The organism is Streptomyces mabaensis, from assembly GCF_053763515.1.
The window spans coordinates 107,667-119,799 of record NZ_JBSOPZ010000024.1 but is presented as its reverse complement, the minus strand read 5'-3'; the positions used below and the strand labels follow the sequence as shown (position 1 = coordinate 119,799).

The 12,133-nt window shown below is 70.4% G+C and carries 9 protein-coding genes and 1 pseudogene; 3 read left to right on the top strand and 7 right to left on the bottom strand.

The window, feature by feature from the left end; translation table 11 throughout:
* Positions 1-846: recombinase family protein (locus tag ACWV17_RS21985; RefSeq protein ID WP_455361096.1), on the bottom strand; the 846-nt coding region annotated here is incomplete at its 3' end.
* Between the two features lie 29 nt (positions 847-875).
* On the opposite strand from ACWV17_RS21985, the pseudogene ACWV17_RS21980 reads away from it, so the two are divergent.
* Positions 876-1,064 (top strand): annotated as a pseudogene (locus tag ACWV17_RS21980) (MBL fold metallo-hydrolase); the annotation flags it as partial.
* 93 nt (positions 1,065-1,157) lie between these two features.
* On the opposite strand, the gene ACWV17_RS21975 reads toward ACWV17_RS21980, so the two are convergent.
* The gene (locus ACWV17_RS21975) at positions 1,158-1,874 is read right to left on the bottom strand and encodes an alpha/beta fold hydrolase (RefSeq protein WP_455361095.1); all 717 of its coding nucleotides are present in this window, start codon (positions 1,872-1,874) and stop codon (positions 1,158-1,160) included.
* A gap of 242 nt (positions 1,875-2,116) precedes the next feature.
* Here ACWV17_RS21975 and ACWV17_RS21970 point away from each other — a divergent pair, with 242 nt between their 5' ends.
* Complete coding sequence (locus tag ACWV17_RS21970) at positions 2,117-3,427, top strand: MFS transporter (RefSeq protein WP_455361101.1); 1,311 nt, start codon at positions 2,117-2,119, stop codon at positions 3,425-3,427.
* A 101-nt stretch (positions 3,428-3,528) separates the two neighbouring features.
* On the opposite strand, the gene ACWV17_RS21965 is transcribed toward ACWV17_RS21970, so the two are convergent.
* From ACWV17_RS21965 to ACWV17_RS21945, 5 genes are all read right to left on the bottom strand, one after another.
* Positions 3,529-4,548, bottom strand: a complete 1,020-nt coding sequence (locus ACWV17_RS21965; protein WP_455361094.1) for a TerC/Alx family metal homeostasis membrane protein — start codon at positions 4,546-4,548, stop codon at positions 3,529-3,531.
* Between the two features lie 246 nt (positions 4,549-4,794).
* Positions 4,795-6,855, bottom strand: coding sequence for a TerD family protein (locus ACWV17_RS21960; protein ID WP_455361093.1), 2,061 nt, complete (start codon positions 6,853-6,855; stop codon positions 4,795-4,797).
* Positions 6,856-6,961: 106 nt separating this feature from the next.
* Positions 6,962-7,540, bottom strand: a complete 579-nt coding sequence (locus ACWV17_RS21955; protein ID WP_455354259.1) for a TerD family protein — start codon at positions 7,538-7,540, stop codon at positions 6,962-6,964.
* Between the two features lie 374 nt (positions 7,541-7,914).
* A complete protein-coding gene (gene uvrB, locus ACWV17_RS21950) occupies positions 7,915-10,062 on the bottom strand; it encodes an excinuclease ABC subunit UvrB (RefSeq protein WP_455361092.1) in 2,148 nt (715 codons plus the stop codon).
* Between the two features lie 50 nt (positions 10,063-10,112).
* Entirely contained in the window at positions 10,113-10,961 is an 849-nt protein-coding gene (locus ACWV17_RS21945; protein WP_455354261.1) for an MHYT domain-containing protein, read from the bottom strand.
* Positions 10,962-11,211: 250 nt separating this feature from the next.
* On the opposite strand from ACWV17_RS21945, the gene ACWV17_RS21940 reads away from it, so the two are divergent.
* Positions 11,212-12,093: a glycerophosphodiester phosphodiesterase gene (locus ACWV17_RS21940; RefSeq protein ID WP_455361091.1), complete on the top strand. Its 882-nt coding sequence runs from the start codon at positions 11,212-11,214 to the stop codon at positions 12,091-12,093.
* The last annotated feature ends 40 nt before the right edge of the window (positions 12,094-12,133 follow it).

Below are 12,133 nucleotides of genomic sequence, written 5' to 3'. Positions count from 1 at the left end.
AGCGAGAGACCGAAGTGGCCTGACGTCTGGGGACGTTCGTCTGTACACAACTGGGGAGCTAAGGCCGTACGCCGACATCTTCTTCACTGAGGTCTTGTTCCACAGGCTGCCGTCTTCGGTCTGGCCGAGGGTGCGGCGCTTACGGTTCTGCCCAGCGCCCGGGGACGGGACTCCGCGCTTGTTGAGGTCAGTGGTGATGCCGATGAGGGTGTCGCCGGACAGGAGTCGGGTGACGATCTCGCGGACGATGGGGGCCTGTTGGGGGTGTTCGAGGTCGTCGAAGCCGATGACCTGTCCGCGGTCGTCGTGGCGGTACTGCCGTCGCCAGCCGTAGGAAACCTTGCCGTTCGCCCGCCCCTCTTCGGCTCGCTCGCGGGCAGCTCGGGCTACGCGCTCGGACTTCACCTCGGACTCAGCGGTATCGCTCTCACCGAGGTTCGCCAGCTGGGACCGGTCGGACGCTTTGCGCATGTTGAAGAACCCACCGGACTCGAGGGCAACGAAGCAGCCGGCGGCCCGGAGGTCTTCGATGGCCTGAGCGCGCTCAACGCGCCGACGCCACAACCGACTCGGGTGGTAGGCCGCCACGATGACGCGCACCCCGGGCTGAGCAGCGGCCGCGAGGGCGGCTGCCATCATCGCGTCGTATCCGGGGCGTTCCTCACCGGAGTGTGCACTCAAATCGTTGTCGGTCCATTCACCAGCGATCTCGCCGCCGAGGGTGTCGGCGAAGTCGCGCAGGTCCCCCATCTGCCGCTTGACGCCGCGTCTTTGGTCTCGGGGGTCCTCGGAGATCCGGGCGTACAGGAAGATCAGCGTGCGGATGGTCGCGAGAGTGGCTGCCATGGGTGAATGTTATCCGTCTGGCGCCTTCCGTATTCCCCGGCGGTGTGGGCAACACCCACAAGGACCCGAAGGCCTTCGCGAGCCTGATCGACGACGTCGAGCGGAAGCTCTTCGACCGGCTGCCGGACGAGACCTGGGTGTACCCGGGCCACGGCAAGGACACCACGCTGGGCGCCGAGCGGCCGCACCTGCCGGAGTGGCGCGCCCGCGGCTGGTAGGCCACGCCGCTCAGCGCGGCGGGCCGCTCAGGGCAGTGGGCCGCTCAGGGCGGTGGGCCGCTCACCCGCAGGTAGCTCAGCGCCGCCGGTCGCTCAGCCGGCGGTATCGGTCAGGGGTGTCGTGGTCCCGGCGAACCGTTCCGCCACCTCCGGGGGCAGCGGGCCCAGCCCCAGCAGCCCGGTCACGATCCGGGTGGTGAGGGCATGCCACGCGCCCGCTCCCCGGAGCATGGCGTGATCGCCGCCGGGCATGCGCAGCGCGCAGGACTCGGCGCCGGCCGCCCGCGCCCGCTCCTCGAACGCCCAGGTTTCCCGGGGATCGGTCACCCGGTCGCGGTCACCGTGCAGCAGCACGATCCGGCGGCCCGCCAGCTGCTCCACCGGTTCACCGGGCGGGCACCACGGGGCCAGACCCACGACCGCCCGTACCGCGGGGTGGCCCGCCACCCGCAGGGCCGCCCGCCCGCCCATCGAGTGGCCGACCAGGACGACGGGAACCGGTCCGGTCACCCGGGTCAGTTCGTCCAGGGCCCGGCGGGCGTCGCGAGCCGCGTCTCCCCGTCCGCCGTTCCAGCCGCGGTGGCGGTAACGGACCTGCGCCAGCACCACGCCGTCGGCGGCGGTGGCCCGCGCGATCGCCCGGGTGAACGGCCGCATCCGGGCGCCCGGCAGGTTCCAGCGCGTGGGCGGCTCCAGCCCGTCCGCACGGCCGCCGTGCAGCAGCACGACGGCGGCCCGCGGCGGTTCGGCGGTCCGCTCGACGACGAGAGCGGGACCGGGAGGCAGCGCCTGGGTGTCGCGTACGGCCATGGACAGTCCTCAGCTCCTTCGTCGACCGGGCCGCACGCTTTCGGCCCCCGTCTGTTCTTCGGAGCCCGGAGCACGGTGGATGGGCCGGGCGTGCCGAATTCTTGCAGGCACCGCTGCACGGTCATACGAGGCGGGGTGCACGCCGCCCGGCGCGGATGCCTCCGCGCGCCCCGTAACCGCCCTCCGGAGCGGGTAGTTGGAGCGGCATGCGCGAAGATCACCCCCCGTCCGGCTCTCCGTCCATGGCCCGCCTCGCGGCCGCGTCGCTCGCCGGAACCGCCATCGAGTTCTACGACTTCTTCGTCTACGGGACCGCTGCCGCGCTGGTCCTGGGACCGCTCTTCTTCCCGACGTTCTCCCCGCTCGCCGGGACGCTGGCCGCGTTCGGCACCTTCGGCGTCGGATTCCTGTCCCGGCCGCTGGGGTCGGTGATCTTCGGTCATATCGGCGACCGCTACGGCCGGCGGCCGGTGCTGTTCGGCTCGCTCCTGCTCACCGGCGTGGCGACGGTCGCGGTCGGCTGCGTGCCGACCTACGGGTCGATCGGAGTCGCCGCGCCCGTGCTGCTGCTGGCGCTGCGCTTCCTCCAGGGACTCGGCCTCGGCGGCGAGTGGGGCGGCGCGGTGCTGCTCACCGCGGAACACGCTCCCGAGCGGCGGCGCGGGCTGTGGGCGAGCTTCCCGCAGATCGGGCCCTCGGTCGGGTTTCTGCTGGCCAACGGGGTGATGCTGGCGCTCTCTGCGGCACTGACCGACGCCCAGTTCCGTTCGTGGGGGTGGCGGGTGCCGTTCTGGGCGGCAGGCGTGCTCGCGCTGGCCGGGCTGCTGCTGCGTACGTCCCTGACGGAGACACCGCAGTTCAAGGAGCTCGCGGAGACGGGCCGCCGGGCGACGGCGCCGCTGGCCGAGGTGGTACGCGGGCACTGGCGGCTGGTCCTGCTGACCGCGGGCGCTCTCGCGGTCGGGTACGCCGTCTTCTACGCGGTGAGCACATGGTCGCTCGCCTATGCGACGGAACGGCTCGGAGTGAGCCGGACCGTGATGCTGGCGTGCATCATGGCGGCCGTCGCGATCAAGGGCGCCGCGACACCCTTCGCGGCGATGCTCGGTGACCGCTACGGGCGGCGGCCGATGTGCCTGCTGGGGTGTGCGGCCGCGGCGCTGTGGATGTTCCCGCTGATCGCCCTGCTGAGCACCGGCGAACCACTGCTGATGTTCCTCGGCTTCCTGGGCGCGCTGCTGGCCTTCATCACCATGTTCGCGGTGGTCGCCGCGTATCTGCCCGAGCTGTACGAGCCACGGGTGCGCTGCACGGGCGCCGCCGTCGGCTACAACCTGGGCGGGGTCGTCGGGGGCGCGCTGACCCCGATCGTCGCCACCGCGGTGGCCGCCGGGGACGGGCCGCCGTGGGGCGTGGCCGCGTACCTGACCGGCATCGCGCTGCTCAGCCTCGGCTGTTTCGCGCTGCTGCCGGAGACTCTGCCGACGTCGGCGAGGACGGGATTCGCAAAGGAGGCGGAGGCGGCCGACGCGACGGAGGCCGCATCCGCCTGACCCGCTTGCGTCGTACAGCCGTACAAGCGCGCACCGGCCGGAGTGCGCGCCACTCCGGCCGGTGCTGAGGTTCTGCGTCGTGCGCGGTCAGGCGTGCGCGGTCAGGCGTCGACGCTGTCCTTGTCGCTGTCCTTCTCGCCGTCCCGGGCCGGCTCCGCCTTCTTGGCCGCCTCGGCGGCCTCCTGCTTCCTGGAGGCCATCAGGCTCGTGATGGTGGTGATCACCAGCACACCGCAGATCACGGCCAGCGAGAACGGGATCGAGATCTCGGGGACGTGGACCCCCGACTCGTGCAGTGCGTGCAGCACCAGCTTCACGCCGATGAAGCCGAGGATGACCGACAGGCCGTAACTCAGGTGGACCAGCTTCTTGAGCAGGCCGCCGATGAGGAAGTACAGCTGCCGCAGGCCCATCAGGGCGAAGGCGTTGGCGGTGAAGACGATGTACGGGTCCTGGGTCAGGCCGAAGATCGCCGGGATCGAGTCCAGCGCGAAGAGCACGTCGGTGGTGCCGATGGCCAGCATGACCACCATCAGCGGGGTCAGGACGCGCTTGCCGTTGTTGCGGATGAACAGCTTCGTGCCGTGGTACCGGTCGGCGACGCCGAAGCGCTTCTCGACCGACTTGAGGAGCCTGTTCTCCTCGAACTCCTCATCCTCCTCGTCGGAGCGCGCCTCCTGGATGAGCTTCCAGGCGGTGTAGATCAGGAACGCGCCGAAGATGTAGAAGACCCACGAGAAGCTGGCGATGATCGCGGCGCCGGCGGCGATGAATATCGCACGCAGAACCAGGGCTATCAGTACGCCGATGAGCAGCACCCGCTGCTGGAGGTGCGAGGGCACCGAGAACTTCGCCATGATCAGGACGAAGACGAAGAGGTTGTCGACGCTGAGGGACTTCTCGGTGATGTAGCCCGCGAAGAACTCGCCGGCCGCCTGGCTCTCACCGAAGAAAAGCAACCCGAGGCCGAACAGCGCGGCGAGGACGATCCAGACGATCGTCCAGGTGCCGGCTTCCTTGATCGACACGTCGTGGGGCTTGCGGCCGATGAAGAAGTCGGCGCCGATCAGGATGCCCAGACCGACGATGGTCAGGACCCAAATGGTCAAGGAAACGTCCACAATGCCTCCGGCAGATGGCTACGGCTCAAGAGTCAGCGTCATCGCTGCCGGAGGTCTCTTCCACCCGGGCACGCTGGCCGCGTACCGCGGGCCGACGCCCCGGGACCGGTTTCGGTCCGTATTGACGGGAACGCCGCAGTGGGAGTACTCCCCTCCGCACACAGAAGGGTACAGGGATTACCAAGGAAAGGTAAAGGGGTTGGTAAAGCCGGTACCAAAAAGCCAGTTCAGGTGGGTCGTGCCGAGTCAGCGGCGCCAGGTCCTACGGGCCTCGGCCACCTGACCGAGCACCTGCCCCAGCACCTGGCTGCCGGGCGGCGCCAGCAGCGGCTCGAACGTCCAGGCATGCCCGACCCACGGGTCGGCCAGGTGGTCGTCCGGAACCGGGGTGATCCGCAGCAGCGAACGCCACAGCGGGTCGAGCACGGGTCCGTAGGCGCTGGCGTCCTCGCGGTCCGCGACCATCACCAGATGCACGCCGACCGCCGGACCCTCGTCGGCGAGATAACGCAGCTGGGTGACCGCACGGTCGTCGAAACCGTGCGGGAAGTCGTTGACGATCAGCAACTGCTCAGCGGTGTCGAGGTCGGGCGGCAGCGAATCCGGCGCTCCCCCGCGGATCGCCATCTGTACGAGGTCCACCCGCTGCGTGAGCTTGGCCAGCACAGCGGCCACTCCCCCGGCACCAGCCGCGGGCGGCTCGCCGAGCACCCCGGACCGGACGAGGGGAGCGAGTGCAGCGGCACCGGAACCGGCCGGGTCGATCACATGCACCGAGAAGTCGCCGGCCGGGTACACCGCCAGCAGCCGGGCGGCGGTCGCGACGGCCGTGTCCATGGCGAGCCGGCGCAGCTGCCCGGAGTCCATCATGAGGGCGGCGTCCGAGCCGGAGCGGCCGCTGTCGATCCACAGGCCGCGCTCCAGCGGCAGCCGCACCAGCATGGGAATCCGCAGATCCGTGCACTCGGGGAGATGCAGATCGCCGACGCGGAGCGCCATCGGGACCTCCATCGGCACCCGGTAGGCGTGCCACACCGGGTTGTCCCAGCGGGCGAAGGCCGGCGGCAGGGCGGGCTCGACGACCCCCGACTCCGCGGCGAGCTGGGCCAGGTCGCGGTCGAGCGCCGTGCGCGCGTGGTCGACGAGCTGGTCGTGCTTGGCGCGGGCCGCGGCGCGGGCGTTGTCCCCGGTACTGCCGATGCGGCTGCGCGGGTCGGAGAGGACCCGGTCGAGTTCCTGTTCCATACGGGACTCGGCGAAGTCCACGGCACTGCGGTACGCGGCGGTGGCGCGGGCCAGGTCCTCGAACATGCCCCACACCTGGTTGTAGAGGCGCTCCTCCATGGACCAGCCGGTGGCGTCACCGGCGACCGGCGTCGGCGGCTGCCCGGGCTGTGCGGGCGGCGCGGTCGGGGGCGGCGGCGGAGGCGCGGCGGCCTGCCGGCCGGGGTGCGCGTGGTTGACGGGGCCGCCGCCACCGGTACCGCCGTCGTGCGGCAGAGCGGGGCCACCGGCCTGCGGCGCCCCCGCACCGGATCCGTGCGGGGTGCCGCCATGGGCGGTGGTGCCGTGGGCCGGCGTGCCGTAGGGGGTCGGGGTGGTCGTGGGGCCGGGGACGGTGGGGGCCGTGGGCGGCTGGTCGGCTTGGGGGTGGACGGCCCCGGTCTGGCCGGTGGCGGGAGCCGGCTGCGACGCCGTGTGCCGGACGCGGTCCCCGTCCGGGGTGCGCGGCGGAGGCGTCGACACCGAGCGGGCCAGCCCGCTCGCCACCGCGTCCTGGATGGCGGCGGCCAGCTCGTGGGCCTGCGGAAGGCCCTGGTCACCGAGCATCTCGGCGAGCCCGCCCGCGTACCCCTGACCCACGGCGCGTACCTTCCACGCGCCCTGCCTCAGGTAGAGCTCGAGGGCGACGACCGCGGACTCGGATTCCAGGTCGGTGACGGTATAGCTGGCGACCTCCGTGCCGTCCAGGCCGGTGACCGCGACAAAGGGCGCCGCGACGGCACCGAAGCGGACCGGTCCGCCGCCCCCGGACGGCAGCGCGAGCAGGATGCTGACCCGGTGCACGGACTCCGGAAGGGCGCCCAGATCGACGGCCAGCCGGTGGTCGGCGGCCGCCTGCCTCGACACCTCCAGGCCGGGCAGCTGGGGCGAGCCGGGGTGGGCGACCCACTCCACGCCGCGGACCCTGCCGCGCTCGTCACTGAGCGTGGCGCCCGCCACCACCGGCTTCCCGGCCGATACGCGGATTTCCAAACGGGTCTGGGGCAAGGGGTGGTTCTGCCCCCGGACCAGCTCGGCCGTCATCGCCTCTGTCCCCTCGTCGAGTCGGGTGGTGCGGTGCAGCTCCCGGCGGCGGGTGCCTCCGGGAGCTGCGGCCGGCGCAATCGCCGTACTGGCCGTGCCGCGCGTCCTACAGGTGCGGCAGGATCGCCGGCATCAGGTCCTGGAACGTGCGGCCGTTGGCCGGGTTGCCCACCGCCGTCATCTGCCAGCCGGAGCCGGAGCGGTGCACCTTCGCCATGATCTGCGCGGTGTACTGGCCGCCTCCGTCGAGCGTGTACCGGGCCAGCTCCTGGCCGTTGGTCTCGTCGACGATGCGGCAGAAGGCGTTCTGCACCTCCTGGAACGTCTGGCCGGTGAACGAGTTGACCGTGAAGACGATCTGGTCGATGTGCACCGGGACGCGCTGCAGATCGACGAGGATCGCCTCGTCGTCGCCGCCCTGGCCGGCGCCGCCGACCAGGTTGTCGCCGGTGTGCCGGACGGAACCGTCGTCGCTCACCAGGTGGCGGAAGAACACCACGTCGACCGGCTGCTTGTCGGCGAACAGCACCGCCGAGGCGTCCAGGTCGATCTCACGCGTACGCGAACCGAACAGACCGCGACGCGGCGCCGCCTGCCAGCCGAGCCCCATCCGCACCGCGGTCAGGGTTCCCCCGTCGGACTTCTGCAGGCTGATGGCCTGACCCTTGGTCATGTTGACCGTCACGCGCTGTCCCCTCTCCAGTCGCCGGGGGTCCGGGGATCGTCCCCCGGGATAGCACAGCCCCCTCAACCGCCCGTGCGAGCAGTTGTTCAGCACCCTACGCAGTCCCGCCGGCAGTGCTGCGGGCGCGTCCCACTTTTGTGGCGGTCTTGCAACACACCGCCACCAGTCCCTCATGGTCGGCACCCCGCAGCCTCGCCCGCACCAGGACGGGACCTAGGCCTCTCTTTCGGATCTTGCCGGGCTCGCGGGCCCTGGCACCGCGCCTCGCCGCGTTGTCGTCGGTCGGCATGGCTCCGCCATGCCTCCCTCCTCCGCCTTGCGATCCACGGCACCAGACCCCGCTCACTGATCCGGCCTGATCCGAAAGAGAGGCCCTAGGCGATGCCCGCCTCCCGCATCTGCCGTAGCTCCTTCTTCAGTTCGCTCACCTCGTCGCGGATGCGGGCGGCGACCTCGAACTGCAGCTCCGCCGCGGACGCCCGCATGCGCTCGGTCATCTCCTCGATGAGCGCGGCAAGTTCGGCGGCGGGCCGGTCGGTGAGGACCTCCTCCTTGGCACCGCCGACCCCCTTGCCCGCCTTGCGGCCGCCCTTGACCGCCTTCGCGCCCAGGGCGGGCACCGGCGCCTTGGCGGGTTTGCCCTCCTTGCCCTGCCGGTAGCCGGTGCCGAGCAGTTCCTCGGTGTCGATCTCCTCACGGGCGATCGTCGCGACGATGTCGTTGATCTTCTTCCGGAGCGGCTGCGGGTCGATGCCGTTCTCCGTGTTGTACGCGATCTGCTTCTCCCGGCGGCGGTTGGTCTCCTCGATCGCCTTCTCCATCGCTGGGGTGATCTTGTCGGCGTACATATGGACCTCGCCGGACACGTTGCGCGCCGCGCGACCGATCGTCTGGATCAGGGAGGTCCCGGAGCGCAGGAAGCCCTCCTTGTCGGCGTCCAGGATCGCCACGAGCGACACCTCGGGCAGGTCGAGGCCCTCCCGGAGCAGGTTGATGCCGACCAGCACGTCGTACTCGCCGGAGCGCAGTTCGCGCAGCAGCTCGATCCGGCGCAGCGTGTCCACGTCGCTGTGCAGGTAGCGGACCTCGATACCGAGCTCAAGGAAGTAGTCCGTCAGGTCCTCGGCCATCTTCTTGGTGAGCGTGGTGACCAGAACACGCTCGTCCTTCTCGGTGCGCTTGCGGATCTCGTGCACCAGGTCGTCGATCTGGCCCTCGGTGGGCTTGACCACGACCTGCGGGTCGACGAGCCCGGTGGGCCGGATGATCTGCTCGACGAAGCCGTCGCCGCGCGAGAGTTCGTACTTTCCGGGAGTGGCCGAGAGATAGACGGTCTGGCCGATCCGCTCCAGGAACTCCTCCCACTTCAGCGGCCGGTTGTCCAGGGCGGACGGCAGCCGGAAGCCGTGGTCGACGAGGGTGCGCTTGCGGGAGGCGTCGCCCTCGTACATCGCGCCGATCTGCGGCACCGTGACGTGCGACTCGTCGATGACCAGGAGGAAGTCCTCCGGGAAGTAGTCGATGAGGGTGTTGGGCGCGGATCCGCCCTCGCGGCCGTCCATGTGCAGCGAGTAGTTCTCGATGCCGGAGCAGGAGCCGATCTGCTGCATCATCTCGAGGTCGTACGTGGTGCGCATACGCAGCCGCTGGGCCTCCAGCAGCTTGCCCTGCTTCTCCAGCTCGGCCAGCCGCTCGGCAAGCTCCGCCTCGATTCCGGCGATCGCCTTCTGCATGCGCTCGGGGCCGGCGATGTAGTGGCTGGCGGGGAAGATGTACAGCTCACTGTCGTCGCTGATGACCTCACCCGTGAGCGGGTGGAGCGTGGAGAGCGCCTCGATCTCGTCGCCGAACATCTCGATACGGACGGCCAGTTCCTCGTAGACCGGGAAGATCTCGACGGTGTCGCCGCGCACCCGGAACGTGCCGCGGGTGAACGCCAGGTCGTTGCGGGTGTACTGGATGTCGACGAAGCGGCGCAGCAACTGGTCGCGGTCGATCTCCTCGCCGACCTTGAGCGGGACCATGCGGTCGACGTACTCCTGCGGCGTACCGAGGCCGTAAATGCAGGAGACGGAGGCGACCACGACGACGTCGCGGCGGGTCAGCAGCGAGTTGGTGGCGGAGTGGCGCAGCCGCTCGACCTCCTCGTTGATGGAGGAGTCCTTCTCGATGTACGTGTCCGACTGCGGAACGTACGCCTCCGGCTGGTAGTAGTCGTAGTACGAGACGAAGTACTCGACGGCGTTGTTCGGCAGGAGCTCGCGGAACTCGTTCGCCAGCTGGGCCGCGAGCGTCTTGTTCGGCGCCATCACCAGGGTGGGGCGCTGGAGCTTTTCGATCATCCAGGCGGTGGTCGCCGACTTGCCGGTGCCGGTCGCACCGAGCAGCACGACATCCTTCTCGCCTGCGCGGATGCGCCGCTCCAGGTCGGCGATGGCCGTCGGCTGGTCACCGCTCGGCTGGTAGGGACTGACGACCTCGAAGGGCGCCACCGTGCGTTCGATCTTGGATACGGGCCGCATGGAACCACCGTACGACCCCCCACTGACACTCACGCCCGATCGGCCGCGGATCACCAGTCCCTGCGGTACGGAGCGCCGCCGCGGGGCGTGCGTACGGACCGGGGGCCGGGCGCGGCCGGCGGGAGCGGCGGGGTCCGGGACGCGGTCGCCCGGTTCTGCCAGTCCTGCGTGCCCATGACCAGCTGCGGATCGAACATCACCACGACGCCGGCCACGAAGAGGAAGATCACCGGCCCGACGAGCATGGGCGCCAGGAGGGTGGCCGGAGAGTCACCGCCGACCGGGGACTCCGGCCCGTGCAGCCGGACGCTGAGCGCCGCCATGCCCGTGTAGTGCATGCCGCTGACCGCGATACCCATTACGAGGCTGGCGCCGAGCGCGGGCAGGAAGCCGCGTACCGAGACCGCCGCCCAGAGCGCCGCGGTGGCCGCCACGACCGCGATCACGACCGAGAGGGCGACCGTGACCGTGTCGTACTCGAACCGTCCGCGCAGCTGGATGCCGGCCATGCCCAGGTAGTGCATCGAGGCGACGCCGAGGCCGGTGATCGTTCCGCCGGTGACCAGCGCCATGGGCGTGGTGCCGCGGTAGCCGACGATGAAGAGGCCGACGCCGACCATGACGATCGCGATGCCCAGGCTGGCGAAAGTAATCCTTTTGTCGTAACTCAGCGGAGTTTCCGCGACGGAGAAGCCGATCATCGCGATGAAGTGCATGCTCCAGATTCCGGAACCGGTGGCGGTGGCGCCCAGGGCCAGCCAACCGGGCTTCCAGGAGCGGTTGACCAGCAGGGACCGGGTGGCACAGCGCAGCCCGAGAGCGCCGCCGAGACAGGCCATGAGATACGCCGCGAGCGGCGTGACCAGGCCGTAGCTGAAACCGTCGACCGTGCCGTGCATGTGTGTCTGCCCTTCAGCCCGTCCTCGGGGAGGTGCGGCCCAAGTGATGGTGTGAAGGGCCCGGTTGAGGGCGAGAGTAGGGCGGCGGGCGGGGCACGCGCACCGGCTCCGGGCATTTTGGCACTGCAGAAACGTACCGCCGTCACGATCCGCGCGGATTCGTTCACGTTGTGGTCATCCTGCACGTGTGGGCTGTCCAGCAGCCGACGTCAGGCTTGGTGAGCTTCGTCGTGAGCCGTGAGGAGAACGCATGTACGTACGTCCCGGCGCAGCAGCCGCCGCAGCGCTCCTCGCGGCCACCGTGCTGGTCGCCCCCGTCTCCTCCGCACAGGCTCGGACGCCCGGCTGCGCGAACGGTCCGGTGGTGTTCGCGCACCGGGGCGCGTCGGCGTACGCGCCGGAGAACACCCTCGCGGCGGTCGACCTGGCGGACCGGATGGGGTTCGAATGGGTCGAGAACGACGTCCAGCGCACCAAGGACGGCCGGCTTGTCGTCATCCACGACGACAGCCTCGCGCGCACCACGAACGCGGAGGAGGTCTTCCCGGACCGTGCCCCGTGGAAGGTGAAGGACTTCACCGCCGCGGAGATCGCGCGGCTGGACGCGGGGAGCTGGTTCGACCAGAAGTTCGCGGGAGCCCGCGTGCCCACGCTCGAGCAGTACATCAACCGGCTCTCCGAGAATCAGCAGAGGCTCCTGCTGGAGATCAAGAAACCCCAGCTGTACCCGGGCATCGAGCAGGACACCCTGCGGGTGCTGGACGCGGCGGGCTGGCTGGACGCGGTCCATGTCCATGAGCGGCTCGTCATCCAGAGCTTCGACGCCGCCAGCGTGCGGTCCGTGCACGTGCAGCGCCCCGACGTCACGACCGGGCTGCTCGGTACGCCGGCCGTCGCCGACCTGGCGGCGTACGCGCAGTTCGCGGACCGGATCAATCCGTCCCACACGACGATCAGCTCCGGATACGTGGCGGCGGTCCACGGGCTGACAGGCGCACACGGCGACCGGCTCGAGGTGAACACCTGGACCGTCGACGACGCGGCCGACGCGGTACGAGCCCGGGATCTGGGCGTGGACGGCATCATCACCAACAGCCCCGATGTCGTGCATGCGGCCGTCTGCGGGGACTGACGCCAGGGCCGGACCGGGCGGGCGGACGCTGCCCGACCGG

Coding starts and splice junctions, on each gene's coding strand:
- ACWV17_RS21960 (WP_455361093.1), bottom strand. CDS start 6,855: ATGACGGCCGAGCTGGTCCGGGGGCAGAACCACCCCTTGCCCCAGACC.
- ACWV17_RS21975 (WP_455361095.1), bottom strand. CDS start 1,874: ATGGCCGTACGCGACACCCAGGCGCTGCCTCCCGGTCCCGCTCTCGTC.
- ACWV17_RS21970 (WP_455361101.1), top strand. CDS start 2,117: ATGGCCCGCCTCGCGGCCGCGTCGCTCGCCGGAACCGCCATCGAGTTC.
- ACWV17_RS21940 (WP_455361091.1), top strand. CDS start 11,212: ATGTACGTACGTCCCGGCGCAGCAGCCGCCGCAGCGCTCCTCGCGGCC.
- ACWV17_RS21945 (WP_455354261.1), bottom strand. CDS start 10,961: ATGCACGGCACGGTCGACGGTTTCAGCTACGGCCTGGTCACGCCGCTC.
- uvrB (WP_455361092.1), bottom strand. CDS start 10,062: ATGCGGCCCGTATCCAAGATCGAACGCACGGTGGCGCCCTTCGAGGTC.